This is a genomic window from Sphingobium sp. LB126, from assembly GCF_002795205.1.
In the GTDB taxonomy this organism is placed as follows: domain Bacteria; phylum Pseudomonadota; class Alphaproteobacteria; order Sphingomonadales; family Sphingomonadaceae; genus Sphingobium; species Sphingobium chungbukense.
Genome location: NZ_NETV01000001.1, coordinates 3,121,770 through 3,147,684 on the forward strand (window position 1 = coordinate 3,121,770; position 25,915 = coordinate 3,147,684).

Genomic DNA, 25,915 nt, shown 5'->3' on the forward strand with positions numbered 1-25,915 from the left:
ACGGTTCGTCTCCGTGGCCGGAACGCTGGCGTCACGAGTCCGGTTCTCCCCCTGGCCCAAGCGGCAGAACGGGGTGAAGAACAAGGAAAGGATGATCCCGATGAAATCGATCCTATTGGCGGGCGCGGCCTTGCTGTGTTTTGGCACCGGTGCTGGCGGAATAGCGATGGCGCAGGACATGCCGGCATCGCAACAGCCTCCCGCTACCGATACGCCGCCGCCGGAGCAGGGCGCGACCCCGGCAACGCCGGCCGCCCCGGCGACTCCCGCAACGCCGCCCTCCGGCGCCGATCCCAACGCTGGGCAGCCCACGGGTGCGGTGCCGCCGGATACGGGGATGCAGCCGGCGCCGGCCGGCGTCCCGCGCGATCCGTCGGCGCCGGTGGGAACGTCCGCCAACCCTGCGACGGTGGGCGGCAATATGACGCCGCCGCCAACCGAGCAGAAGGACTATCCACTGTGCAGCAAGACCGTGCAGGATAGCTGCATGAACCGGAATGAAGCGCCGAGGGCTATGCGCAAGCGCCGGTAACCGCGCCGGGTCCCGAACCTGGGCCGGGCAAGGCGGCGATGAGCGCCGCCAGCCCGGCTCTGTCGCGCGCCGCGTCAGCCAGGCTGTGGCGATCCAGTACGGCCAGGAACGCGGCGGTCGCTTCCCGCAATATGCCGGATAGGCCGCAGGCTGCGCGGATGGCGCAGGAGCCGCAATCGGCCATGTTCATGTCGGGTTCCGTGTGGCGGATGACCTCGCCCAATTTGATCGCGTCGCTGGGACGGGCGAGGACGAACCCGCCGCCGCGCCCACGCTGGGTGTCCAGGAAACCGCCTTGGCCGAGATGGTGAACGACCTTCATCAGATGATTGCGCGAGAGGCCGTAGGCATCCGCGATTTCGGGGATGGTCGCCCGGCCGGTGGGAGCGACCGCGAGATGGATCAGGACGCGCAGGGCATAGTCGGTGTGGCGGGTCAATTGCATGAATGTAATCGTTAATTGCGCGGCGGTTGATTTTCAAACATTCATTCTATTTACATCTTTAAACATGCAACGTAAATGCATCTTTATCGAGTCCCCCTTGTCCGGCGCGGCTTTTTGGCCGGCGGATCTGGCGCGGCCCGAAACCATTGAGGAAAGGTGCATAAATGACCCAGTTGACCGCCGACACCATTGCCATCGTCAAGGCGACCGCCCCCGCTCTGCGCAAGCATGGGGTGGAGATCACGACGGCCATGTATGCGCGGCTGTTTCAGGATGCATCGATCAAGGACATGTTCGACCAGGCCGCGCAGGAAAGCGGCGAGCAGCCCAAGCGGCTGGCGGCGGCGATCCTGGGCTATGCCGAGAATATCGACAAGTTGCAGGCGCTGGACGGCGCGGTCGCGCGGATGGTGCAGCGCCATGTCGAAACCGGGGTGAAGGCGGAACATTATCCCAAGGTGGCCGAGGCATTGCTGCCCGCGATCCGCGACGTGCTGGGCGCGGAGGTGGCGACCGATGCCGTGCTGAACGCCTGGGGGCAGGCCTATTGGTTTCTTGCCAATATCCTGATCGGCAAGGAAGCGCAGGCCTATGAGGATGCTGAGGCGGCGTGATGGCAGTGGAGCCTGCTTCTGCAAGGACAGGAGCAGGGATCGGGCTTTGGAACTGGGCTCCTGCCTTCGCAGGAGCACGGGTTCCTCAAGTCAGGCCGTTTCTCTCAGGAGGGTCAGGCGGGCCTTGCCGACGTCGCGGGTGGCTTGCGTGGTGAAGCCTTTGACTTCCACATCCTCGCGGCGGTCGGTTTCGATGCTGATCCAGGTGGCCGGGCCGGTCCAGCCCAGGCGGCTGAGCTTGTCGAGCGCCACCATGCCCGCGCCGCTATTGTAGGGCGGGTCCATGAAGATGAGGTCCAGCGGCTTGGCTGCCGGGCCGAGGGAAAGGACGCTGCTCTGGCGGATGTCGGGGCGAAGGCCGAGCTTGTCGCCGTTCGCCCGGATCGCGTCGAGGGCGGTGCGGTCCTGTTCCACGAAGATGCAGCTTGCCGCGCCGCGCGAGAGGGCCTCGAAACCGAGCGCGCCGGAACCGGCGAAGAAATCGCCTACGCTGAGCCCTTCGAACGAGCCGATGCGGCTCAGCAGCATGGAGAAGAGCGTTTCGCGGGTGCGGTCCGCCGTGGGACGGGTGGTATCGCCCTTCGGGGCGGTGAGGGGGCGGCCGCGCCATTGGCCTGCGATGATTCTCATGGGTTGGCTCGTCTTGGAAAGAAGAAAAGCCCTTCGACAGGCTCAGGGCGAACGGAGGTGAGGGACGCTCAGCGCCAACAGGGGATAGGGCTTCCTAACTAGCCTTTCCCAAACTCTTGCGGAAGACGATGAGGTCGTGCTGGCGCACTTCCTCCACCGCACCCGACGCGAGTTCGCCCAGATGGAATGGGCCGTAGCTGGTGCGGATCAGGCGGTTCACCTGGAGCCCCAGATGTTCCAGCACGCGGCGGACCTCGCGATTCTTCCCCTCTGTCAGGGTCATTTCGATCCACTGGTTGCGGCCGGTGCGGCGTTCCAGATTGGCCTCGATCCGGCCATAGCGGATGCCGTCGATCTCGAGCCCGTCGAACAGGTCTTCAAGCTGGTTCTGGCTGACTTCACCGAAGGCGCGGGCGCGGTAGGTGCGCGGCACGCCGGTCGAGGGCAATTCCATCTGACGCTTGAATTCGCCATCGGTGGTGAGCAGCAGCAGCCCTTCGGTCGTCATGTCGAGCCGGCCGATCGGCATGACGCGCGGCAGGTCGGCGGGCAGCTTGTCATAGATGGTCGGGCGGCCGCGCGGGTCGCGCTCCGTGGTGAGAAAGCCCGTGGGTTTGTGGAAGAGGAAGAGGCGCGTCGGAGCAGGGGCCGCGACGGGGGTGCCGTCCACCGCCACGCCATGGAGCGAGGCGAGCAGTGTCGCCGGGGTCGTGACGGCCTCTCCGTTCAGCGTGATGCGGCCTTCCTCGATCATCCGCTCTATCTCGCGGCGGGATGCGACACCGGCGCGGGCGAGAAGTTTCGCGATGCGCTGCGGCTCGTTCTTGCCGCTGGCGGCTGCGGCGGCGCGGGCCGGATGCGGGTTTGCGGCTTTCGCGGAGGCCGGTTTCGCCTTCCTGAAAGGCGGGCGGGCGGGGCGGGAACCGGGAGCGGTTTGAGTGCCGGTCGGGCGCCTGGGGCCGCCGGGGCCTGACCGTCGCGGCGGTCCAGATTTTTTCGGCGGTTCCACGGAAGCGTTCCTTTTCAAAACGGGATGGCATTCCCATATGCGGGGAGCCAGATAATGGACGAATAGTGCTGTCCCTGCGCCTGTGTGCCGGGACGATAAGAAACCCGTTTCGGGGGTTGCACGTTGGTCGGCTGAATGGCGCAAATGGGGCGGATCGGCAAATGTTTTTCGGACTGGTCAAAGGGGAAGTCGGGGCGAAGGGACGCCGGAAGGCCATTCGCAGCGTGCTGGTGGTCGAAGATGAGCCGCTGGTCGCTTTCGACAATGAGCATGTGCTGGAGATGGCGGGTTATCGCGTGGCCGCGACCGTCGACGAATATACCCATGCCGTCAGCGTCATCGAAGACGAAAATGTCGATCTGGTGATCGCGGATGTGACGCTGCATGGCGAGAGGACGGGCATCGATCTGGCCCGCTTCGCCAGCGGAAGAGGGGTTTCGGTACTCTTCGTGACCGGCGCCTGCCCCGTTGATGCGCAGGAGGTGGCCCTGGGCTGTCTGGCAAAGCCCTATGCGCCGCGCGATCTGCTGGCGGCGGTTGCCGTTGTGGATGCCCTGTTGCGCGGCAAGACGCTACCGCGGTTTCCGGAAGGATTGCATCTGTTCGGGGATGTGGGGTGAGGGTGATATTGGCCGAGAGGGGCGATCCTCCTCATCCAACTCCGCCCAACTCGCTGCGCGAATGAGCCTGCCTATCCTTCTCCCTCAAGGCAGAAGGTTTTTTGGGGTGGTTGTTTGGGTGGGCTTTGGTCATATGATGCGGGAATGACCATCGGGGGCTTGCCGCATTTATGACTGAGATCGCAGAGGGTTCGGCGGGCTGGCTGGATGCGGTGAAGCCCTATGTTCAGAAGGCGCCCTTGGGGGCCTTTTTTCTCGGCATATCGTCAGGCTTTCCCTATGCGATGATCGGCGCGACGCTGACGACGCGGCTGGCGCAGGACGGGATCGACAAGAAGGCGGTGACGGCCTTCACCCTGGCCTTTCTCGTCTATAATCTGAAATTTCTGTGGGCCTGGGTGGTCGACGGCGTGCACCTGCCCATCATCGGCCGGTTGGGGCAGCGGGTTTCCTGGCTGATCGTCGCGGGGCTGTTCGTGATGGCGGCGGTGGCCAATCTGGCGCTGGTCGATCCGGCCACGGGCCTGTTGCAGACGGCCTATGCGGCGATCCTGGTCGGGGTGGCGGGCGCGACCTTCGATATCGTGATCGATGCCTATCGGATCGAGACCCTGAAGCCGGAGCAATTGGGTGTCGGATCGGGCATGTCGCAATATGGCTGGCGCATCGGGTCGGTGGCGGCGGGGGCGCTGGCGCTGGTGCTGGCGGCGCGGATCGGATGGCATGGCGCCTATCTGGCCTGTGCGGTCTTCGCTCTGCCCGCGATGCTGACCGGGCTGGTGCTGGGCGAGCCGGAGCGGCACCGGGAACCGACGGCGCGGCGCGGCATGGGGGAGGTGTGGCAGTCGATCGCCGGGCCGCTGGTGGAGTTTTTCCGGCGGCGCGGGGCGTGGCTGGTGCTGCTGTTCATCCTGCTGCACAAGATCGGCGATACGCTGGCGAACCTGACCTTCCGCCTGCTGTTCGACGATATGGGCTACACCAATGACGAGATCGCCATCTATGACGTGGGGATCGGTTTCTGGGCCTATCTGATCGGGATTTTCGTCGGCGGCGTGCTGTACGCGCGAATGGGGATGAAGCGGTCGGTGCTGGTCAGCCTGTTGTTGATGGGCGTGTCCAATTTCAGTTTCGCGCTGCTCGCCGCGCTGGGCAAGAGCAATTGGGGCATGGCGGGAGCCATCGGTTTCGAGAATTTCGCCAGCGGCATTGGTGGCGTGACCGTGGTGGCCTATTTCTCGGCCCTGTGCGACCTGCGCTTCACCGCCGCGCAATATGCGCTGATCTCGGCGGCGGCGAGCATCGTCGGGCGGTTCCTGACCGGGACGACGGCGGGTGCGATGATCGAGCGGTTCGGCTATGTCGATTTCTATCTGCTGACAACGGTGATCTCGCTGCCGGGCATCATCCTGTTCTGGCTGATGATGCGCGCGGGTCTGATCGACGCCAGCGTCGGCAGCGCGGCGAGCGATCAGCCCGCCGCGTAGAGGTCGAGCGGGCGGCCGAGGTCGCTATGCGCCTGCGCGACGGCTTGCAGGCAGGTGAGGGCGCCCAAAGCGTGATCGTTGCCGAGCAGGGATGCGACATCGTCATAGGCGGTGCGCGGGCTGCGCAGGGCGGCGCCGACCGCCTGCATCATCAACGCTTCATCGGTCGTCATGCGCGAACAGCAGCAGGGGGCGATCAATATCTTGCGGCTGGAGGTGCGGGCGAGTTCCAGCATCATCGCGCGCATCAGCACCAGCGGGCGGCGATAGCTGCGGCCGAAAGCGCCCAGCATCGCATTGGCGGCATGGGCATCGTCGACGCCCGCCATCGCCATGCGGCGCATGACATAGAGGAACAGCCGGTTGCCATAGCCGCCGGGGATCGGGCGGGGCTGATCGAGGAAAACGGGCTCTCCAATGGCCATGCGCGGATACCTTTGCCTTTGTCGTTGGAAGGCAAGGATACGCTATTGCGAGTCAATAGCAAGTTATTTCAGTCGGGATATTGCCCGTTCAACCGCAAAATTTCGCCCGCCAGGTAAAGCGATCCCGCGATCAGCAGCTTGGGCGCGGGATGGGGCTGCGCGGCGATGGCGGCCACGGCTTCGGTTGCATTGTCATGCGCGTTGCAGGGGATGCCCCACAGGTCGGCGATGGCGGCGAAGCGTTCCGGCGGGTGATGGTCGTGGCCGGGTACGGGCAAGGCGTGGATATGGGCGATCCGGCCCGCGAAAGGGACGAGATAGGCGTCCATATCCTTGTTCGACAGCATGCCGATAATGAGCTGGAGCTTTTGGCCTTCCAGACGCTCGGGCGTGAAGAAGGCGGCGATGGCCTCGCCCGCCCCGGCATTATGGCCGCCGTCCAGCCAGGCTTCGGCGGATTGCGGCAGCGGGGTGAGCAGCGGGCCGTGGTCGAGCCGTTGCAGGCGGGCGGGCCAATGCGCCCAGAGCGGGGCGGCTTTCAGCGCGGCTTCGCTGACGGGGAGGACGCTCTGATGGCGGAGCATGGCGAAGGCCAGGCCGGCGTTCTGCACCTGATGCGCGCCGGAAAGGCGGGGCAGCGGGGTTTCGAGGCGGCCGAGATCGTCGCGATAATGGAGACGGTCCCGATAAGCCACCGCGTCCCAATTTTCGCCCATGGCCAGCCATTGGGTGCGGTTGCGCGCGGCGGCGTTCAGCATCACGGGGAAAAGCGAGTCGGCATAGCGCTGCGTCACCAGCGGGGCGCCGGGCTTGGCTATGCCGGTCTTTTCGGCGGCGATTTCCTTGAGGGTGTTGCCCAGGAAACTTTGGTGGTCGAGGCCGAGTTGGGCGATGCCGCAGATCGCCGGTTTTTCGATGACGTTGGTGGCGTCGAGGCGGCCGCCAAGGCCCACTTCGATGATGCAGGCGTCGGCGGGATGCTCGGAGAAGGCGAGGAAGGCCGCAGCGGTAGTGACCTCGAAGAAGCTGGCACCGATCCCCTCCGCCACATCGAGGACGCGGGAGAGATAATCGGCGAGGGCTTCGTCGGCGATCAGCTTGCCGTTGATGCGGATGCGTTCGTTGAAGCGCACGAGGTGGGGCGAGGTGAAGACATGGACGCTCTTGCCGTCGGCTTCGAGCGCGGCGCGCAGGAAGGCGCAGGTCGATCCCTTGCCGTTGGTGCCCGCGACGTGGAAGACGGGGGGGAGCGCGCGGTGCGGGTTCCCCAGGCGGTCGAGGAGCGAGGTAATGCGCTCCAGGCCCAATATGTCGGCGCCCGGCGACAGGGTCGCGAGGCGATCGAGCTGGGTCTGGACACCCGGATCGTCGGAGACGGCGTGGTCGGCCATCGGCGCTTTCCTGGCGAGTTTAGGCGGCGGCGCGCGGGGCGAGGTAGCCTATCACCCTCGCCAGCGTGTCGCGCAACTCGCTGCGGTGGACGACCATGTCGAGCATACCATGCTCCAGCAGATATTCGGCGCGCTGGAAGCCGTCGGGCAGCTTTTCGCGGATCGTGCTTTCAATGACGCGCTGGCCGGCGAAACCGATCAGGGCGTTGGGTTCGGCGATCTGGATGTCGCCCAGCATCGCATAGCTCGCCGTGACGCCGCCGGTGGTGGGGTCGGTCAGGACCACGATATAGGGCAGGCCCGCCGCGTGCAGCTTCTGGATGGCCACGGTGGAACGGGGCATCTGCATGAGGGAGAGGATGCCCTCCTGCATGCGCGCGCCGCCCGCTGCGGTGAAGATCACATAGGGGCATTTATGGGCGATGGCTTCGTTGACGCCCTGGATGAAGGCGGCGCCCACGCCCATGCCCATGGAGCCGCCCATATAGGCGAAATTCTGCACGCCCATGACCAGCGGCACGTCATCGATCGCGCCGCGCGCGTTGATGAGGGCGTCCTGATCGCCGGTCGCGGCGCGGGCGGCCTTGATGCGGTCGGGATAGCGCTTGCTATCGCGGAATTTGAGCGGGTCTTCCTGCACATGCGGGGTCGGCAGCAGGATGAATCCGGCGTCGAGTATATGCTCGAAGCGTTCGGACGGGCCGATGCGGCCGTGATGGTCGCAGCGGGGGCAGACCGAGAGATTGTCTTCCCACTCCTTGATGAAGATCATCTCGGCGCAGGAGGGGCATTTGTGCCAGAGCGTCTCGACCGTGGTTTCCTTCTTGGCGATGAAGGGGATGGCTTTGCGGACGCGGTTGATCCAGCTCATGCTGCGGTCTCCCGGAAATGAGGGCTGTTGGCGTTGAGCGCGCCGCGCAGGGCGGCGACGAAATCCTTGACGAAGGGCGCGGCGGCGTCGCCGTGCGAGCCGATGATGTCGACGATGGCGGACCCTACGACCACGCCGTCGGCGACGCGGCCGATGGCGGCGGCCTGTTCGGCGGAGCGCACGCCGAAGCCGACCGCGATGGGCAGGTCGGTGGCGGCCTTGAGCCTGGCCACGGCCTGTTCGACGGCGGCCTGGGCGGCCTGTTGCTTGCCGGTGATGCCTGCGACGGCGACATGGTAGAGGAAGCCGCTGGCGCCGTTCAGCACGGCGGGCAGGCGGGCCGCGTCGGTGGTCGGGGTGGCGAGGCGGATGAGGTGGATGCCCGCAGCGCGCAGGGCCGGGCCGATTTCGGCATCTTCCTCTGGAGGCACGTCGACGCAGATGACGCCGTCGACGCCTGCGGCCTTGCACTGGCCGGCGAACCATTCGGAACCGCGCACCAGCATGGGGTTGGCATAGCCCATCAGGACCAGCGGCGTTTCGGGATGCTTCGCGCGGAAGGCGGTGGCGAGGGCGAAGATGTCCTTCGTTTTCGTGCCCGAGCCGAGGCTGCGCAGGTTGGCGAGTTCGATCGCCGGGCCGTCGGCCATCGGATCGGTGAAGGGCATGCCCAGCTCGATGATGTCCGCGCCGCCCTCTACCAGTGCGTCGAGAACAAGCGGGGTGTCGGCCACGGTCGGGTCGCCCGCCGTCACGAAGGTGACGAGGGCGGCGCGGCCTGCCTTCTTGCAGGCGGCGAAGCGGGCGGAAAGGCGGTCAGTTGTCATATTTCCACACCCAGGGCGCTGGCGACGGTGAAGATGTCCTTGTCACCACGGCCGGAGAGATTGACGATGATGATCTGGTCCGCGTCGAGCGTGGGCGCGACCTTTTCCGCGCTGGCGACCGCATGGGCGGATTCGAGCGCGGGGATGATGCCTTCGAGCGCCGAGAGTTTCTGGAAGCTGGCCAGCGCCTCATCGTCGGTGATCGGCATATAGTCGACGCGGCCGATCTCGTGCAGCCAGCTATGTTCCGGACCGATGCCGGGATAGTCGAGGCCAGCGGAGATGCTGTGCGCTTCGGTGATCTGGCCGTCCTCATCCTGAAGCAGATAGGTGCGGTTGCCGTGCAGGATGCCGGACTTGCCGCCCGCGAGGGAGGCGGCGTGCTTGCCAGCCAAACCTTCGCCCGCCGCTTCGACGCCGATCATCTTGACCTCGGCATCGTCGAGGAAGGGGTGGAACAGGCCGATGGCGTTGGAGCCGCCGCCGACCGGGGCGATCAGCATGTCGGGCAGGCGGCCTTCGATCTCCAGTATCTGCTCGCGCGCTTCCCGGCCGATGATCGACTGGAAATCACGGACCAGTTCCGGATAGGGATGCGGGCCCGCCGCGGTGCCGATGATGTAGAAAGTGTCGTGGACGTTCGACACCCAGTGGCGCAGGGCGTCGTTCATCGCGTCCTTGAGCGTCTGAGAGCCGGAGACGACCGGGATCACCTCCGCACCCAGCAGCTTCATGCGGAAGACGTTGGGCTTCTGCCGCTCCACGTCCTTCGCGCCCATGAAGATCTTGCATTCCATGCCGAACAGGGCGGCGACGGTCGCGGTGGCGACGCCATGCTGGCCGGCGCCGGTTTCGGCGATCACCTTCTTCTTGCCCATGCGGCGGGCGAGCAGCGCCTGGCCGATGCAATTGTTGATCTTGTGCGCGCCGGTGTGGTTCAGTTCTTCGCGCTTCAGGTAGATTTTCGCGCCCCTTTTCTGACCATTTGGGCCCGGCGCGGCGTCGGCGCGCAGGGCTTCGGTCAGCCGCTCGGCATAGTAAAGCGGGTTGGGGCGGCCGACATAGGAGCGCAGCAATTCGGTGAATTCGGCGTCGAAGGCCGGGTCCTGGCGGGCTTCCTTATAGACCTTCTCCAGCTCCAGGATGAGCGGCATCAGGGTTTCGGCGACATAGCGGCCGCCGAACGGGCCGAAATGGCCGGAAGCGTCGGGTTGCGAGCGCAGGCTGTTGGCCAAGGTGGTAGGCGGCGTCATGCTATCGGTCATCGGATCAATCTCGTCAGGCAATATGGGTCACTTCTCAAGGGTAGGGAAGTGATCAACGCCATCGTGTGCTGCTGTGCTGCCTCATGAGGACGCCGCATTGCAGAAGGCCATGATCTTGTCCACACTCTTGATGCCCGGCGCGCTTTCGACGCCGGAGGAAACATCGACCAGCGGAGCGCCGGTGATGCGGATGGCCTCGGCCACATTGTCGATGCCAAGGCCGCCCGAGAGGCCCCAGGGCGTGGAAAGGGGTGCGCCGCGTAGCAGCGTCCAGTCGAAACGCAGGCCCATGCCGCCGGGAAGCGCCGCGCCTTCCGGGGTCTTGGCGTCGAAGAGGAGGAAGTCGGCGGCGCCATTATAGGCCTTGGCGGCGTCTATGTCGGCGCGGGTCTTGACGGAAATGGCTTTCCAGACCGGGATGGTGAAGCGCTGACGGATGGCGGCCGCGCGTTCGGGGCTTTCCTTGCCGTGCAGTTGGAGCGCGGTGAGGGCTTGGGTAGCCGAGAGTTCGGTCAGGATTTCATCGGTTGGATCGACGAGGACGGCGACACGCTCGATATGCGCAGGCACCGGCGCGGCGAGGGCGCGCAACTGGTCCGCTTCGACATGGCGCGGGCTTTTGGGGAAATGGACGAAGCCCAGATGCGTGGCGCCTCCACGCATGGCGGCGCCCACGGTGTCCGGCGTCGAAAGGCCGCAAATCTTGATGGCGAGTCGGGACGTCGATTGAAGCATGGCGGGCGCTTTAGGCGGTTGGCGCGCTGAGGTCCATGTCGTGGAGCGCCAGCCATTGGTCGGCATGATCGATGCAGGCTTTGCCGAGGAAGGCGTCGACCCGATCCAGGATCCGATCGTCGGTCAATGCAGCAGGGTCGAGCGGCGGGTGCCAGTGGACGCGGAAGTGCGGCCCCTGGGTGCGAACCATGTAGAAGGGAAGGAACGTTGCGCCGACCTTGCGCGCGAGGCGGAGCGCGACGGAAAGATTGCCCGATGGCGGCAGATCGCGGCCGAAGCGGGGGAACCAGACCTGCCGGTCGCGGCGCTCGTCCAGCAGGATGTAGAGGGTGGCGCGGTCTTTGGTCGTGAGGTGTTTGAGGATGCCTCGGGCGGCACCTTCGCCGGTGATCGCTTCGCCCATGTAGCTGGAGCGGGCGCGCTTGAGCATGGCGGCCTGATCCGGGTTTTCGGGCGGGTCGTAGATGCCGAGGCCGGGGCGGTCGGTGGATGCCTTGATATGGGCGGCGAGCAGGTCCCAATTCCCCAGATGCACCGCTAGCGCGATCATCGGTCCAGGGCCGTCGAGAACTTGCCGATAGCCCTCCGCATCCTCCACCGTGACATGGCCGTTGTCGATCAGCCGGTCGATATTGGTCAGTTCCGCCATAGTGCGGCCGAGGTTGAGCCAGCGGCGGGTGAGCATCGCTTCTCGGGTGGGTTCGTCCAGATCGGGGCGGAGCAGAGCAAGATTGGCGCGGGCCCGCCGGTCGCGCAATTTCATGGTCTTGCGGGCGACATTCGCCGATAGCCAGCCGCCCAGCCATGAGGCGATGGATGCGGGAAGGATGCGGAGCAGGGTGAAGAGAAAGGGGTTGGAGAGCATCGCGCCTGCCGTCATACAGCAGCGGGCGGGGCGGTAAAGGGCTTGGAAATTGGCGATCATCTGGTTGTGGCTGGTCCTTCAGGCGCTGACGTTGCTGGGGGTGCTGAATTATTGGCGGCATCTGCCGGTGGACCGGCAGGAGGAAGCACCCGAGGGCGTCGTCATGCTGTTGTCGGTGCGGGACGATTGGGACGGCGGGGCGGCGTTGATCGCCCGGATGAAGGCGCAGACGGCGCGATTCCGGCTGCTGATCGCAACCTCGGGCGAATGCGCGGCGGCAGAGGCTCTGGCCGCGCGCGAGGGGGAGTGGGCGCAGATCGTTCGTGCCGGGGTGGCCAGCGATGAAGGGCAGAAGGTCCATAAATTGCGGGCGGCGTTGCGGGCCTTGCGCGAAGGGGACCGCTATCTGGTGTTCGTGGACGCGGATATCGAGCCTCCGGCAAGGCTGGTTGGGCGATTGCTCTTTCCTCTGGTGCGAGGGAAGGCGGATATCGTGACCGGATATCGATTGCTCCTGCCCGAGGCGAGCGCGATGGCCGCGCTGGTGGGGGCGGTGGAGATGCAGCTTGCGACCCTGCCGCGGGCTGCGAGTGCGACGATGCCCTGGGGCGGTGCCATGGCGCTGACGCGGGAGGTGGCGGAGCGGCTGGATCTGGATGCGGCTCTGGCGGGGCGCTTGTCCGACGACATGGCGATGGGGCTGGCCGGATGGCGGGCGAAGCTGCGGTTGCGGCCCGTGCGGGACTTGCTGGTGGCTTCGCCGCTGGCGGGGCGCGGGGCGATGGCCTTCGGCGTGCGGCAGTATCGGCATATCCTGACCAACAGTGCGGGCATGTGGAAGGTGGCTTGTATTGTGGTGGGGGTGCAGGCGCTCGGTTGGGTCTGGGCCCTGGGCTGGGGTGGCTGGGTCGCTGTGGCCGTGGGTTATGGTGCGGCCGTGGGGCGGGCGCTGGTGCGGTGGCGGATTATCGCGGGCGTTGTGGAGCCGGGGCAGGCGCGGGCAGCACGGCGGTCGCTATGGTGGGATGTGCTGGCGCCCTTTGCGGTATGCTGGGCGCATTGGGGGATGCAACTGGCGGCGGCTGGATCGCGGCGGATCAGGTGGGGTGGGTTTGATTATTGGGTGAGGGACGGGAAGGTCGTGCGGATGGTGAAGGTGGAATAGCGGATTTCGGCGGTTCGTCGTGCCAGAACGCCGGAGCGCTTGCATTCGCCCGGCATTTTTGTACGTGCGATGGCTCGACGCGACGCCGGGAGTAACCATGAACATTGTGCGCTTGTGGCGACGCATGCCGCCACTGGTCGAAGATCAGGTCGATCTGCTTCGAAAGGAAATCCGGAGCATTCTCGATCGCGAGGGATGGGCGGTGTCGGAGGAGACGAGCCGCGAATGCTTTCTCTTCATCCTGTGGTCCGTGCATATCGGGTTGATGAATATGCGTCCTGGCCTGACGCGAAGCGTGCTGTTCTGGCTGCACAAGCGCAAGATCAGGGCATTGGCCATCGCTGGGGACCGGCGTCTTTTTCCGCAATATGAGCGTCGTCTGATCGAGGCTTTGTACGTCGTCAAGAATGTCTATGTCGAGCGCACGGAGCAGGGATGGGCGCCGCCGCTGTCCCATCGATCCGCCCGGATGTTTCTCAACAATGCCGCGCCCGAAGCGCGGTCTGCGCCGGGCCGGTTGCTCGATGACGTTCTGTTGATCCTCCGGCGGCGCAGTTCGGCCTGTACCGCGACGCTTCTGGCTGGCTGACCGGCCTTTTTGCGGCGTCCTGTCGGGTCAGAAACCCGCGGGGAAGAGATGTTCGCCCTGTTCGTCCAGCCGCAGGACGACCTTGCCCGCCACAGCGCTGAGGGGGAGATCGCCATAGAGGTGGGGGAAGAGGGCGCCGCCGCGTGACTCCTCCCATTTGATCGCGTCGCCGAAGGGGGCGAGGTCGACCATCACCATCACCAGATTGTCCTGTCCCGCGAAATGCCTGGCGGCGGTTTCAGCCGCCTGCTCGCGGGTCGACATGTGGATGTAGCCGTCGGCCAGATCGACGGGCGCGCCCTTGAACACGCCGTCGGTCTTGAGCTGGTCATACTGATCCTTGGTCAGGATCTTGTAGGCGAAGAGGTCGGTCACGCTTCCCCAATATCCAAACCAGCTTCCCCTGCCTCTTCGGCTTCGTCGCTTTCCTCGATCTTCGCGGCGCTGACGACATGTTCGTCGTCGGACACGTTGAACAGGCGCACGCCGGCCGAGCTGCGGCCGATGACGCGCAGGCTGTCGAGGCCCATGCGGATCAGTTTCGCCTGATCGGTGACGAGCATCAACTGGTCCGCCTGTGTCGCGGGGAAGCTGGCGACGACCGGGCCGTTGCGGCCGATATTGTCGATGTTCGTGATACCCTGACCACCGCGACCGGTGCGGCGATAGTCATAGGCCGAGGACAGCTTGCCATAGCCATTGGCGCAGACGGTGAGGATGAACTGCTCCTTCGCCTGTAGTTCGGCGAAGCGTTCCTCGCTCATCTGCGGCGAACCTTCCTTCTCCGCCTTCCATGGGGCGAAGCGGAGATAGTCGTCGCGCTCTTCCTGATCCCTGATGCCCGCACGGTGCAGGACGGAGAGCGAGATCACTTCATCATCGCCCTTGAGCGTCATGCCGCGCACGCCGGTCGAGGTGCGGCTCTGGAACTCGCGCACGTCGGTCGCCTGGAAGCGGATCGCCTTGCCTTGGCGGGTGGCGAGCAGGACGTCATCCTCTTCGGTCAGCAGCGCCACGCCGATCAGGCGGTCGGTGCTTTCATCGTCGAAGCGCATGGCGATCTTGCCGTTCGACGGGATGTTGGCGAAGGCGTCCATGCTGTTGCGGCGGACCGTGCCGTTCGCGGTCGCGAACATGACATGCAGGTCCTTCCAGCTTTCCTCATCCTCCGGCAGCGGCAGGACGGTCTGGATCGTCTCGCCGGGGCTTAAGGGGAGCAGGTTCACCATCGGGCGGCCGCGCGTCGCCGGGCCGCCTTCGGGCAGGCGCCAGACCTTGAGGCGATAGACCTTGCCCGCGGTCGAGAAGAACAGGACCGGCGTGTGCGTGGAGGTCACGAACAGTTCGGTGACGGCGTCCTCATCCTTGGTCGCCATGCCGGAGCGGCCCTTGCCGCCGCGCGCCTGGGCGCGGAAGCTTTCGAGCGGGGTGCGCTTGATATAGCCCTGCACGGTGACGGTGACGACCATCTCCTCGCGCTCGATCAGGTCTTCGTCATCGATGCCGTCGGCGGCGGCGGTGATTTCCGACAGGCGCGGGGTGGCGAAGTCGCGTTCGATCGCCTCGAACTCCTCGCGCATGACCGCGTAGAGCTTCACCCGGTCGCCGAGAATGGCGAGATATTCGGCGATGGCGGCGGCGAGTTCCGCCAGTTCATTGCCGATCTCGTCGCGGCCCAGCGCGGTCAGGCGGTGCAGGCGCAGGTCGAGGATGGCGCGGACCTGCGTGTCGCTCAGGCGATAGGTGTCGCCGGACGCTTCGGTCTCGATGGCTTCGACCAGCTTCAAGTAAGGCGCGATCTCCGCCACTGGCCATTCGCGGGCGAGCAGGGTTTCGCGGGCTTCCGCCGGGCTGGCGGAGCCGCGGATGATACGGACGACTTCGTCGAGGTTGGTGACGGCGATGACGAGGCCCAGCAAGATATGGGCGCGGTCGCGGGCCTTGTTGAGCTCATATTTGGTGCGGCGGGTGATGACCTCTTCACGGAAGCGGACGAACGCCTCGATGATGTCGCGGATGTTGAGCAGTTCCGGGCGGCCGCCGCGAATGGCGAGCATGTTGGCCGGGAAGCTCGACTGGGCGGGGGTATTGCGCCAGAGCTGGTTCAGGACGACTTCGGGGGTGGCGTCGCGCTTCAGGTCCATGACGATGCGCACGCCTTCGCGGCTCGATTCGTCGCGGATGTCGCTGATGCCCTCGATCCGCTTGTCCTTGGCGGCTTCGGCGATCTTTTCGACCAGGCCGTTCTTGCCGACCTGATAGGGGATGGCGGTCAGGACGATGGAGCGGCGGTCGCCGCGTCCTTCCTCGATCTCGTGGCGCGAGCGCATCATGATCGAGCCGCGGCCGGTATGATAGGCGCTGCGGGCGCCGGATTGGCCCAGGATCAGCGGCGCGGTCGGGAAATCGGGGCCGGGGACGATCTGGATCAGCTCGTCGATGGTGATGCCGCTATTGTCGATATAGGCGAGGCAGGCGCGGATCACTTCGCCCAGATTGTGCGGCGGGATGTTGGTCGCCATGCCGACCGCGATGCCGCCCGCGCCGTTGACCAGCAGGTTGGGGAAGCGCGCGGGCAGGACCTGCGGCTCGCTTTCCGAGGCGTCGTAATTGGGCTGGAAGTCGACCGTGTCCTTGTCGAGATCGTCCAGCAGCGCGTTCGTGACCTTGGCGAGGCGCGCTTCGGTGTAGCGCATGGCGGCCGGCGGATCGGGGTCCATGGAACCGAAGTTCCCCTGGCCGTCGATCAGCGGCACGCGCATCGACCAGTCCTGGGTCATGCGCGCCAATGCGTCATAGATCGCGCTGTCGCCATGGGGGTGATATTTACCGATCACGTCACCGACGATGCGCGCCGATTTGCGATAGGGCTTGTTGTGGGTGAAGCCCGATTCATGGGCCGAGAAGAGAATGCGGCGGTGCACCGGCTTCAACCCGTCGCGCACGTCCGGCAGGGCGCGGGCGACGATGACCGACATGGCATAGTCGAGATAGCTCGCCTTCATCTCGTCGACGATGGAGATGGGGCTGATGTCCGAAGGGTCGGCGAGGGCAGTCTCGTCGGTCAAATCGATTCTCTTTTTTGGTGAGTGTATGTTGTCGACCATGCACTAGCGGAGCGAAACAATATTGTCACCCCTCGCGCGGACGCGCGCACGCGACGGAAACGAACGGTATGGGCCATGAAGCGCATGATCGGTGCGCCAGATTGTTTCGTGTGATCCGTTCCTTGGGGCTGACAGGCGGTCAACTGGTGCATATAGGCTGTTCAAACGTTATTCACGCGCCGCCCCCTAATCGGCGTTACACAAGGGCCGCCTGTCCCCCGGGCGCAGAGGAGAAGATGAACATGCGTTTTGTTACACCCGTGGCGCTCGCGCTGACTCTCGCGCTGGCCGGCGGCGCCGTTTCGGCTCCGGCCTTCGCGGCCAAGAAGGAAGAGAAGAAGGGCAGCGCGCCCAAGCTGAACGTGTCGCCCGACGTGGTGAAGGCGCTCCAGGCCGCGCAGCAGGCTGCCGAGAAGCAGGATTTCGCAGGCGCCAAGGCGGCGCTGGCGGATGCCGACAGCAAGGCGAAGTCGAATGACGACAAATATCAGATCGGCGCGATCAAGCTGAACACCTCCATCACCAGCAAGGATGCGGCGATGCAGAGCGAGGCGCTGACCCAGATGCTGGACAGCGGCCTGACCCCGCCGGAACAGGCCGGCCAGTTCAACGCCGTGGCCGCCGACCAGGCGTTGCAGGCGAAGAATTACGATCTGGCGATTACGCGCGCCAAGGCGGCGGCCGCAGCCGGTTACAAGGCCGAGGCGGTGAATGTGACGTTGGCCCAGGCCTATTTCGGCAAGGCGGGCACGGCCAATCCCTCCGTCGAACCGCAGCGCAGCCTGAACCAGCAGGGGCTGGCCGCGCTGAAGGCCGCGGCGGACGCGACCAAGGCGGCGGGCGGACAGGTGCCGGCGCAATGGTATCAGATCGGCGTCAGCCGTGCCGCGACCGCCAAGCTGCCGGAAGTCACCGAATGGGCGAAGCAGGCCTATCAGGCGGCTCCCAATGGCGAAAACCTCCGGACGCTGGTCCGCCTGTTCCAGCAGGCCAATCCGAACATCTCCAACCGTGAAAATCTGGATGTGCTGCGCCTGATGGCGACCTCCGGCGGGTTGGTGCTGGCGCAGGATTATCTGGAATATGCCGAAATGGCGTCGAAGACCGGCATTTACGGCGAAGTGAAGTCCGCGATCGACGCGGGCCGCAGCAAAGGCGTGCTGAACGCCAGCCAGGGCGGCGACCTGTATCAGCCGGCCGTGGCGAAGATCGCGGGCGACAAGGGCTCGCTGGGTTCGGCGGAGGCTGACGCCAAGAAGGCCGCCAATGGCAAGATCGCGGCGGCGACGGCGGATGCCTATCTGGGCTATGGCGACTATGCCAAGGCGTCGGCGATGTTCGAACTCGCCAAGCAGAAGGGTGGTGTCGATGCCGATGAGATCAACACCCGCATGGGCATCGCCAAGGCGCTGGGTGGCGACAATGTGTCGGCCAAGGCGGCGTTCCAGTCGGTACAGGCCGGTTCGCGCAAGCAGATCGCCGACCTGTGGCTTGCCTATCTCGCCACCAAGGCCTGATTTTTCAGTTGGTTATGGCGCGCCGTCCATGGGGGTGGCGCGCCTTTTCCTGTTTTGAACATGATGACGCGCCGGTCCGCACCGGTCGACAAGGGGGATGGCTGACATGGCCATGATGCGACATTCAATTTTGACCTGTGGCCTATTGGCGGGGGCGGCGCTGTTCGCTGCGGCGCCGGCCTTTGCCAAGAAACCGGTCGCGGTGGGGCCGGTGATCGAGATGTCGGACGGTTTCCGCGCGGCGACGCAGGCGGCGGACAGTGCGATCAAGGCGGGTAATGTCGCGGCCGCGCAGTCGCAGATCTCCGGGCTGATGCCGGTCAGCGATTTCGAAAATTATGTGGCGGCCGGGCTCCGGTTCGAGCTGGCGGTGCTGAAGGTCGACCGGCAGGCGCAGCGGGTGGCGCTGAACGACATGTTCAAGACCGCCTCCGTGCCCAAGACGGACATGCCGCGTCTGCGCTATGTCGCGGGCTATCTGTCCTTCATCGTCGGCAATTATGACGACGCCAATGCCCAGCTCGATTACGCCAAGACGCTGGGTTACGACCCGATCGATGCGACCATGTTGCGCGCGGACATCGCGCTGCGAAGGAACAAGGCGAAGGAGGCGCGCAGCTTCGTGCAGGAGGCGCTGGCTCGGCAGCGGGCGGCGGGACAGCCGGTCCCGGCGGCCTGGTATGACCGGGCGATCTCCATGGCTTATCAGGCGGGGGACTGGAGCGAGGTCGGTGCGCTCTATCGCGAACGTTTGGGCCATTATGATTCGGCCGGAGAATGGCGGACGGCGCTCGCCAATTACCTGACGGCGCCGGGCATGGACGCCCAGGTGCAGCTCGATCTCTATCGCTTGCAGGCGGCCAATGGCGCCATGGCGAGCGAGCGCGATTACCAGGCCTATGCGCAATTGGCGGACAAGACGGGATATAGCGCCGAGACCAAGGCGATCATCGAGGCTGGACGCTCGGCGGGCAAGCTCACCCCGACACAGGCGGTCACGGCGGGTCTCATGAAGACCGCGACGCCCAAGGCGGTCAAGGAGATCGCTGGCCTGCCGGCTGCGGCGAAGAAGGCGGCATCGGCCAAGGATGGCTCTGCGGCGATGACGGTGGGGGATATCTATGTCTCGCTGGGGCAATATCCGCAGGCGGTCGAGCAATATCGGCTGGCTTTGGCCAAGGGCGGCGTCGACACGGCCAAGGGCAATGCGCGTCTGGGCGTGGCGCTGGCGCGTTCGGGCGATCTGGCCGGAGCCAAAGCGGCGCTGGGCCAGGTGACGACGGGCAACTGGGCGAATGTCGCGGGTTTCTGGTCGGTCTGGGTCGATCAGCAGAGCCGGAAGACGGCGTTCAAGCCGATTGCCGTGCCAGCGAGCTGAAGGCAAGGCATGCCAATGGTCCTGGAGGGCCTTGGGCGATTTTTCGTCACGTCAGCGAAAGCCGGTATCTCAGGAGATGACATGCGATCCTGAGGCTCCGGCCTCCGTTGGCGTGATTGATCGCACGCCAACGTCCGACTGATCCAGCCTTGGCGTCATTTTCAGACCGGAAGCGGCACGCCCGGCAGGCTTTTTGACGTGCGGATCGTCAGGGATGTCTTCACGCTCACCACATTGGGCGCGGGGGTCAGTTTCGATGTCAGGAATTGCTGGAAGCTCTGAAGATCCTTCGCCACGACCTTCAGGATGAAGTCGATTTCGCCGTTCAGCATGTAGCATTCCCGGACTTCGGGCAGGGTGGCGATATGATCCTCGAACGCCTTGAGGTCGGCTTCGGCCTGGCTTTTCAGGCTGACCATGGCGAAGACCGTGATGGTATATCCCAGCATCGAGGGGTTCACGACGGCGTGATAGGAATTGATGGCGCCGCTTTCCTCCAGCGCGCGGACACGACGCAGGCAGGGAGGAGCGGTCAGCCCCACCTTTCGGGCCAACTCCACATTGGTCATCCTGCCGTCGCCCTGCAATTCACCCAGGATCTGGAGGTCGATATCGTCGATATTAGGGCCGGCCATTATTCCGCTTATTTCCTTGCCTGTTAATATGGCGTTACCATAATAATATTTCAGGACAATGCAATTGTCCCACTATGCGACGTTCAGATAAGAACCCGTTCGCGCCCCTTCCCCTTTGGGCCGGGAAGCATTATCCCTGTGTAACGATCCCTCCGGCGAATGGTTTTTCAGCGCTGCGCCGGGGGCCAATTTGGGGAATATGGGTGCGCTTCAACGATCTCATGCAGACGGTTCTCGCCGCGGAAAGCAGGAGCGGCCTTGGCGCCGTGACGCTGTGGCGGCAATGCGTGGATCTGCTGGCGCAAAATGACCGTCATGGCCGGGAAATCATGTCCCCGGCCGAGCGGACGGCGCTGCTGGAGCGCATGACCGCGCTGCTGCCGAAACTGTCGGAAACGCAGCGCATCGCGACGGTGGTGGAACTGGGCGGGCGGCTGCGGTCGCCTACGCTGGTCGAATTCTTCGCGAGCGACCGGCCGGCAATTGCGGCGGCGGCCATGTCCCGCGCAAAACTGCCGGACGAGGCATGGGTGGAGATGCTGCCGCGACTGACCCCGACGGCGCGCGGGGTGCTGCGCGCGCGGCGTGATCTGGGCGCGGCGACGCTTCAGGGGCTGGAGGCCTTTGGCGCGACCGACTTGGTGCTGACCAGCGCGGTCGAGGTGGAGCAGCAGGAGGATATGCTGCTGACGGAGGCGATGATCGCGCCTTCGCCCATCGCAGCGGAGGAAGCGCGGGCGAGCGTCCAGACAGAGGAAGCGGGAGAGGATCAGAGCCAGATTCGCAACCTGGTCGACCGGATCGCACGTTTCACCAGCGCGCGCCGGGCCGGAGAACCGACCGAGGCGCCGCGGCGCGAGGAAGCCGTGGGACCGCGCGCCTTCGCTTTCGAAACGGATGCGGCCGGTACGATCATATGGGTGGATCAAGGGCCGCGCGCGGCGCTGATCGGGCTGGCCCTCAACGAAACGGCGCTGGAGGGCGGCAGCGGGCCGGATGGCCATGTCGCGGGCGCCTTCATGCGGCGCAGCGGATTCCAGAACGGCCGATACATGATCGTCGGCGGCACCATGGCGGGCGAATGGCGTTTGTCGGCCACGCCCTTTTTCGATCCGCGTTCGGGCCGTTTCCAGGGCTATCGCGGGCAGGCGCGGCGGCCCTATCTGCATGAGGTGGCCGCCGAACCGAAGGCAGAGCCGGTGTCGATCGCCGGCCTTTCCGCCGACTCGATCCGCCAGCTCGTCCATGAACTGCGCACGCCGTTGAACGCGATATTGGGTTTTGCCGAGATCATCGAGCAGGAGCTTTTCGGTCCCGCCGGCGAAGCCTATCGCGACATGGCGGGCAAGATCGCCGTGGACGCACGGCATTTGCTGTCGGCCTTCGACGATCTCGATCTGGCGGCGCGCGTGTCGCGCGGCGAGGGGACGTCAGCACCGCGGGCCGTCGATCCGGCGCTGCTGGTGACGCAGGTCTCGACGCGCTTCCGCGAACAGGGGGATGGCGCGCAGATCGACATCGCCATGGCGCGCGGCCTGCCGATGGTCCGGATCGACCCGGTGCAGGGCGAGCGCATGGTCCAGCATCTGCTGCGCACCGTCATTTCCGTGTCGCCGGCCGGTGAGGCGCTGACCGGGACGTGCTGGTATCAGCCCGACGGGGGCGACGGACGGGTCGTGCTGGCGATCGACAGGCCGTCCAGCCTGGCGGGGATGGAGGAGGAGCGGCTGCTCGACCCGGGCTATATGCCGGATGGAAACTGGGCGGATGGCCCTTTGCTGGGACTGGGTTTTTCCCTGCGGCTGATCCGAAGCCTGGCTGCGGGATGCGGCGGGGCGCTTGAGATCGAGCCGGGGCGGTTCCTGCTTGCCGTGCCTGCCATGGCTGAAACCGGTGACGCAGTGGGCAGCGCCTGATGCCCGGACGGGCCGGATCGGGAAACCCGATGGCAACCATTGCCGCTTAGGAAAGCGGGATGGACAGGCTTTTCCATGACGGCAATCTGCTTCGCGCGCCTGCTGCGGAAGACAGGATCGCGCTCGATCCCGCGTTCGGCACGCGTTTCATGCTGTTCGTGGATACCGAGGAGGAATTCGACTGGGACGCGCCGTTCAGTCGGACCGGGCATGGCGTGACGGCGATTGACGGCATGGCGCGGGGGCAGGCCTATTTTGCGGCGGCGGGCGTGAAGCCGGTCTATGTGACCGATTATCCGGTGGTCGACAGCGATGCCGCGGCGGACATGATGGGGCGCTGGCTGGCTGATGGGACCGCGGATATTGGTGCGCACCTCCATCCCTGGGTCAATCCGCCGCATGTCGAGGACGTGACGGCGGCGAACAGCTATGTCGGTTTCTTGCCCGAAGCGGTGGAACGGGCGAAGCTGGAAGTCCTGTGCCAACGCATTGCCGATCGGTTCGGGCAGCGGCCCATGGCCTATCGGGCGGGGCGCTATGGCGTAGGGCCGAACAGCGCATGGCTGCTGGAAGAGGCGGGGTTCCGGCTCGACAGTTCGGTACGCAGCCGGTTCGACTATAGCGCGCAGCATGGGCCCGATTTCCAGGGACTGCCGCAGCATCCTTATTGGACGGGGCCGAACCGGGCGCTGGTGGAATTGCCGCTGTCGACGGCCTTTGTCGGCCTTTTGCGCGGGGGTGGAGAGCGCCTCTATCGCGCGGCGCAAGGCATGGGGCCGATGGCAGGCGCGCTGGCGCGGGCACGGATGTTCAGCCGGGTGCCATTGACGCCGGAAGGCATTCCCGCGCGGGAGGCGGTCCAGGCGATCGACGCGCTGATCGAGGAGGGGGTGCGGGTGCTGAACTTCAGCTTCCATTCGCCGACATTGACGCCGGGGCATACGCCCTATGTGCGGGATGAAGGCGACCGGACGGCCTTTTATCGCTGGTGGGACGTGGTGCTCGACCATCTGGCGCGGCGAAATATATCGGCGGCAACGCTGGATCAGCTATTGAGCGCGGTGCCGATGCGCGGACGGGCTTGCCAAGCGGCCTGATGCTGCCTATCCGGGCGCATGTTGATGGAGCGCGATTGCCTGGAAATCGCTTCACGGTGGGGCCTGTAGCTCAATGGTTAGAGCTGGCCGCTCATAACGGCTAGGTTGCGGGTTCGAGTCCTGCCGGGCCCACCAAATTTCCCTTAAGCGCCGGATGCGTGAATCGTTGAGCAGTTGCAATTTGTGCAACGCAAAAATTTTGCTTGCGCATGGAATGATTCGATGACAGCTTGCATTGCATCGAAGCAGGGGCGCTTCGAAACATAGGTCGGACTTACCGATGACGGTGGAGTTCGGTCCCGGTCCTCAAGGGGATCGATAAGGCAATGACGCCGCCCGGACAGGTCTGACGACCTTCGTCCAGGCGGCTTTTTTATTTGGTTTTCCGCTGGCGGCCGGGAGGTCGCCGGGCGGCTCTCAACATCGACTTTCGAACGTCGGACATGCGTTTCCGGCGATGGCTGGCTGCGCGCCTGGCGCAGCGGGATGATGGACAGGGAAGGATTTTGGGGAATGGCAGAGGGGGATAATCCGGACGGCGTCAGCCGGCGTGGACTGCTCAAGACGTCGGGTACGGCGGCGCTGTTTGCTGCGGCGCACCAGGCGTTCCCGTCGGGTGCATTCGCGGCGGGAACCGGGCCGGAAGTGACCGGGGCCAAATTGGGCTTCATCGCGCTGACCGATGCGGCACCGCTGATCATCGCCAAGGAACTGGGCTTTTTCGCCAAATATGGCATGCCCGATGTGCAGGTGGCGAAGCAGGCAAGCTGGGGCGCGACACGCGACAATCTGGTGCTGGGCAGCGCGGGCGGCGGTGTCGACGGCGCGCATATCCTGACGCCCATGCCCTATCTGCTGACGCTGGGCGCGATCGGCAAGGCGACGCCGATGAGCATTTTGGCCCGCCTCAATGTCAACGGCCAGGGCATTTCGGTGTCCAAGGAATATCTGGGGGCGAAGGCCGACCTCAGTTCCGCGAAGATGAAGGGCGTGATCGCGCAGCGCAAGGGTGCGGGCAAGAAGATCACCATGGCCATGACCTTCCCCGGCGGCACGCATGACCTGTGGATCCGCTACTGGCTGGCGTCGGGCGGGATCGATCCGGACAAGGATGTCGAACTGATCACCATTCCGCCGCCGCAGATGGTGGCGAACATGAAGGCCGATACCATGGACGCCTTCTGCGTGGGTGAACCGTGGAACGACCAGTTGGTCGCGCAGCAGCTTGGCTATACCGCCGTTTCGACCGGCCAGATGTGGATGAACCACCCCGAAAAGAGCTTTGCGATGCGCTCCGACTGGGTGGCGAAATATCCCAAGGCGGCGCTGGCGATCACAGCCGCGGTGCTGGAAGCGCAGCGCTGGGCGGACAATCCGAACAATATCACGCGTCTGGCCGGTGCCATTTCGGGCCGCGATTATCTGAAGTGCCCGATCACCGACATTGCCGATCGTTTGCAGGGCAATTTCACCATGGGCGACGGCCGGAAATATCCGAACGCGCCGTTCAAGATGAAGTTCTGGAACGGCTATGCCAGCTTCCCGTACAAGAGCCATGACCTGTGGTTCCTGACTGAGAACCAGCGCTGGGGCAAGCTGCCGATGTCGCTCGACACCAAGGGTGCGATCGCCAAGGTCAACCGGTCCGACATCTGGCGCAAGGCCGCCGCGATGCTGGGCGGCAAGGGGCCGGCCAGCGACAGTCGCGGCGTCGAGAAATTCTTTGACGGCAAGAACTTCGACCCCGCCAATCCCAAGGCCTATCTGGCCAGCCTGGCGATCAAGCGGGCCTGATGAGGAAGGAAAGCAGCATGGCGTCGTCATCGCCCAGCAAGACCAGTGGACCCTCGGCTTCCGCCGGTGGCACCCCCGCGTCCACCACCGAATTGGGGGTTATCGTGCCCTATCCTGAAGAGGCCATCGCCCGCCGCAGCTTCGAACCGGTTGCCGCGCCGGAGCATCCGCTGGTCCGGGGTGCGCGGTCCGTGGTGGTGAGCGTGCTGCCGACCATGGTGATGATCGCGGTGCTGCTGGCCTTCTGGCAATTGCTCTGCGGATCGCCGAGCGCGACTTTCCCCAGCCCGCTCGCGGTCTGGGAGCAAAGCCATGACGTCATCATCCATCCGTTCAAGGGCGTGGATATCGGCCTGACCCATTTCAGCATCCAGGATGGCGGCGATGTCGGTATTGCCGGGCATGTGCTGACCAGCCTCAGCCGCGTGTTGATCGGCTATAGCATCGCGGCGGTGATCGGCGTGGCGCTGGGCATATTGATCGGCCAGAGCGTCTTTGCCTTCCGCGCGCTCGATCCGCTGTTCCAGGTGTTGCGCACCGTGCCGCCGCTGGCCTGGCTGCCGATCAGCCTGGCGATTTTCCAGCAGGCGCAACCATCGGCGATCTTCCTGATCTTCATCACTGCGATCTGGCCGGTCATATTGAACACGGCGGCGGGTGTGCAGACCATTCCAGCGGCCTATCGCAATGTCGCCAAGGTGCTGGCGCTCAATCCGGTCGAATATTTCACACGCATCATGCTGCCTGCCACCGTGCCGCACATGTTCACCGGCCTGCGTATCGGCGTCGGCATGAGCTGGCTCGCCATCGTCGCCGCCGAAATGGTGCAGGGCGGCACCGGCGTCGGCTTCTTCATCTGGGACAGCTACAACAGTTCACTGCTGACCGACACGATCGTCGCGCTGATCTGGATCGGCATGGTCGGTTTCACCCTGGATCGCATCGTTTCCTTCGCGGGCCGCATCATCGGCCGCGCCGGATAGTTTTTAGTGGACGCATTT

Annotated in this window: 24 protein-coding genes, 1 tRNA gene and 1 pseudogene; 13 read left to right on the forward strand and 13 right to left on the reverse strand. The window is 65.1% G+C overall.

Going from position 1 to position 25,915, the window contains the following annotated elements:
* Positions 1–91: 91 nt before the first annotated feature.
* Positions 92–532, forward strand: coding sequence for a Fe-S oxidoreductase (locus CAF53_RS15300; RefSeq protein WP_084733088.1), 441 nt, complete (start codon positions 92–94; stop codon positions 530–532).
* Here CAF53_RS15300 and CAF53_RS15305 read toward each other — a convergent pair.
* On the reverse strand, positions 513–977 hold the full coding sequence (locus CAF53_RS15305; RefSeq protein ID WP_046762779.1) for an Rrf2 family transcriptional regulator: 465 nt from the start codon (positions 975–977) through the stop codon (positions 513–515). The two genes, CAF53_RS15300 and CAF53_RS15305, sit on opposite strands and share 20 nt — an antisense overlap.
* A gap of 164 nt (positions 978–1,141) precedes the next feature.
* Here CAF53_RS15305 and CAF53_RS15310 point away from each other — a divergent pair, with 164 nt between their 5' ends.
* Entirely contained in the window at positions 1,142–1,591 is a 450-nt protein-coding gene (locus CAF53_RS15310; RefSeq protein WP_046762780.1) for a globin domain-containing protein, read from the forward strand.
* A gap of 90 nt (positions 1,592–1,681) precedes the next feature.
* Here CAF53_RS15310 and rsmD read toward each other — a convergent pair.
* Together rsmD and CAF53_RS15320 are read right to left on the reverse strand one after the other, a co-directional pair.
* Positions 1,682–2,227: pseudogene (gene rsmD, locus CAF53_RS15315) on the reverse strand (16S rRNA (guanine(966)-N(2))-methyltransferase RsmD); the annotation flags it as partial.
* A gap of 88 nt (positions 2,228–2,315) precedes the next feature.
* On the reverse strand, positions 2,316–3,230 hold the full coding sequence (locus tag CAF53_RS15320; protein ID WP_046762782.1) for a pseudouridine synthase: 915 nt from the start codon (positions 3,228–3,230) through the stop codon (positions 2,316–2,318).
* A gap of 161 nt (positions 3,231–3,391) precedes the next feature.
* On the opposite strand from CAF53_RS15320, the gene CAF53_RS15325 reads away from it, so the two are divergent.
* Both CAF53_RS15325 and CAF53_RS15330 read left to right on the forward strand, forming a co-directional pair.
* Positions 3,392–3,850, forward strand: a complete 459-nt coding sequence (locus CAF53_RS15325) for a response regulator (protein ID WP_046762783.1) — start codon at positions 3,392–3,394, stop codon at positions 3,848–3,850.
* A gap of 170 nt (positions 3,851–4,020) precedes the next feature.
* Positions 4,021–5,337, forward strand: coding sequence for an MFS transporter (locus CAF53_RS15330; protein ID WP_046762784.1), 1,317 nt, complete (start codon positions 4,021–4,023; stop codon positions 5,335–5,337).
* Here the strand turns inward: CAF53_RS15330 and CAF53_RS15335 are convergent.
* The 7 genes from CAF53_RS15335 to CAF53_RS15365 all read right to left on the reverse strand — a co-directional run bounded on the left by CAF53_RS15335 (position 5,322) and on the right by CAF53_RS15365 (position 11,716).
* Entirely contained in the window at positions 5,322–5,762 is a 441-nt protein-coding gene (locus CAF53_RS15335) for a DUF6628 family protein (RefSeq protein WP_100238525.1), read from the reverse strand. The genes CAF53_RS15330 and CAF53_RS15335 overlap by 16 nt on opposite strands.
* A gap of 68 nt (positions 5,763–5,830) precedes the next feature.
* Entirely contained in the window at positions 5,831–7,153 is a 1,323-nt protein-coding gene (locus CAF53_RS15340; RefSeq protein ID WP_100238526.1) for a folylpolyglutamate synthase/dihydrofolate synthase family protein, read from the reverse strand.
* A 19-nt stretch (positions 7,154–7,172) separates the two neighbouring features.
* Positions 7,173–8,024, reverse strand: a complete 852-nt coding sequence (gene accD / locus CAF53_RS15345; protein WP_100238527.1) for an acetyl-CoA carboxylase, carboxyltransferase subunit beta — start codon at positions 8,022–8,024, stop codon at positions 7,173–7,175.
* Positions 8,021–8,851 carry a tryptophan synthase subunit alpha gene (gene trpA, locus CAF53_RS15350; RefSeq protein ID WP_100238528.1) on the reverse strand — a complete coding sequence of 277 codons (831 nt, stop codon included), beginning with the start codon at positions 8,849–8,851 and terminating at the stop codon, positions 8,021–8,023. Before trpA ends, accD begins: the two co-directional genes overlap by 4 nt.
* Positions 8,848–10,104 (reverse strand): tryptophan synthase subunit beta, encoded by a 1,257-nt coding sequence (gene trpB, locus CAF53_RS15355; protein ID WP_100238845.1) that lies wholly within the window; start codon positions 10,102–10,104, stop codon positions 8,848–8,850. The genes trpA and trpB overlap by 4 nt, the downstream gene beginning before the upstream one ends.
* Positions 10,105–10,197: 93 nt before the next feature.
* The gene (locus tag CAF53_RS15360; protein WP_100238529.1) at positions 10,198–10,851 is read right to left on the reverse strand and encodes a phosphoribosylanthranilate isomerase; all 654 of its coding nucleotides are present in this window, start codon (positions 10,849–10,851) and stop codon (positions 10,198–10,200) included.
* A 10-nt stretch (positions 10,852–10,861) separates the two neighbouring features.
* The gene (locus CAF53_RS15365) at positions 10,862–11,716 is read right to left on the reverse strand and encodes a lauroyl acyltransferase (protein ID WP_100238846.1); all 855 of its coding nucleotides are present in this window, start codon (positions 11,714–11,716) and stop codon (positions 10,862–10,864) included.
* A 55-nt stretch (positions 11,717–11,771) separates the two neighbouring features.
* On the opposite strand from CAF53_RS15365, the gene CAF53_RS15370 reads away from it, so the two are divergent.
* Positions 11,772–12,881 carry a glycosyltransferase gene (locus CAF53_RS15370; RefSeq protein ID WP_100238847.1) on the forward strand — a complete coding sequence of 370 codons (1,110 nt, stop codon included), beginning with the start codon at positions 11,772–11,774 and terminating at the stop codon, positions 12,879–12,881.
* Between the two features lie 97 nt (positions 12,882–12,978).
* Positions 12,979–13,470 (forward strand): hypothetical protein, encoded by a 492-nt coding sequence (locus tag CAF53_RS15375; protein WP_046762791.1) that lies wholly within the window; start codon positions 12,979–12,981, stop codon positions 13,468–13,470.
* A gap of 27 nt (positions 13,471–13,497) precedes the next feature.
* Here CAF53_RS15375 and CAF53_RS15380 read toward each other — a convergent pair whose 3' ends face one another.
* Both CAF53_RS15380 and gyrA read right to left on the reverse strand, forming a co-directional pair.
* Positions 13,498–13,845 carry a DUF952 domain-containing protein gene (locus tag CAF53_RS15380; RefSeq protein WP_046762792.1) on the reverse strand — a complete coding sequence of 116 codons (348 nt, stop codon included), beginning with the start codon at positions 13,843–13,845 and terminating at the stop codon, positions 13,498–13,500.
* Positions 13,842–16,538, reverse strand: a complete 2,697-nt coding sequence (gene gyrA / locus CAF53_RS15385) for a DNA gyrase subunit A (protein WP_100238531.1) — start codon at positions 16,536–16,538, stop codon at positions 13,842–13,844. Before gyrA ends, CAF53_RS15380 begins: the two co-directional genes overlap by 4 nt.
* A 275-nt stretch (positions 16,539–16,813) precedes the next feature.
* On the opposite strand from gyrA, the gene CAF53_RS15390 reads away from it, so the two are divergent.
* Positions 16,814–18,094 carry a hypothetical protein gene (locus tag CAF53_RS15390; protein WP_100238532.1) on the forward strand — a complete coding sequence of 427 codons (1,281 nt, stop codon included), beginning with the start codon at positions 16,814–16,816 and terminating at the stop codon, positions 18,092–18,094.
* Positions 18,095–18,200: 106 nt separating this feature from the next.
* Positions 18,201–19,472 (forward strand): hypothetical protein, encoded by a 1,272-nt coding sequence (locus CAF53_RS15395; protein WP_100238848.1) that lies wholly within the window; start codon positions 18,201–18,203, stop codon positions 19,470–19,472.
* 161 nt (positions 19,473–19,633) lie between these two features.
* On the opposite strand, the gene CAF53_RS15400 is transcribed toward CAF53_RS15395, so the two are convergent.
* Complete coding sequence (locus tag CAF53_RS15400; RefSeq protein ID WP_046762796.1) at positions 19,634–20,107, reverse strand: Lrp/AsnC family transcriptional regulator; 474 nt, start codon at positions 20,105–20,107, stop codon at positions 19,634–19,636.
* 203 nt (positions 20,108–20,310) lie between these two features.
* On the opposite strand from CAF53_RS15400, the gene CAF53_RS15405 reads away from it, so the two are divergent.
* The 5 genes from CAF53_RS15405 to ntrB all read left to right on the forward strand — a co-directional run bounded on the left by CAF53_RS15405 (position 20,311) and on the right by ntrB (position 25,897).
* Positions 20,311–22,023 carry a HAMP domain-containing sensor histidine kinase gene (locus CAF53_RS15405; RefSeq protein WP_242443448.1) on the forward strand — a complete coding sequence of 571 codons (1,713 nt, stop codon included), beginning with the start codon at positions 20,311–20,313 and terminating at the stop codon, positions 22,021–22,023.
* Positions 22,024–22,082: 59 nt separating this feature from the next.
* Positions 22,083–23,120 carry a polysaccharide deacetylase family protein gene (locus CAF53_RS15410; RefSeq protein WP_100238533.1) on the forward strand — a complete coding sequence of 346 codons (1,038 nt, stop codon included), beginning with the start codon at positions 22,083–22,085 and terminating at the stop codon, positions 23,118–23,120.
* Positions 23,121–23,179: 59 nt separating this feature from the next.
* Positions 23,180–23,255, forward strand: a tRNA-Ile gene (locus tag CAF53_RS15415).
* 378 nt (positions 23,256–23,633) lie between these two features.
* A complete protein-coding gene (locus tag CAF53_RS15420; RefSeq protein ID WP_100238534.1) occupies positions 23,634–24,914 on the forward strand; it encodes a CmpA/NrtA family ABC transporter substrate-binding protein in 1,281 nt (426 codons plus the stop codon).
* A gap of 17 nt (positions 24,915–24,931) precedes the next feature.
* On the forward strand, positions 24,932–25,897 hold the full coding sequence (ntrB, locus tag CAF53_RS15425; protein WP_242443449.1) for a nitrate ABC transporter permease: 966 nt from the start codon (positions 24,932–24,934) through the stop codon (positions 25,895–25,897).
* Positions 25,898–25,915 lie beyond the last annotated feature (18 nt).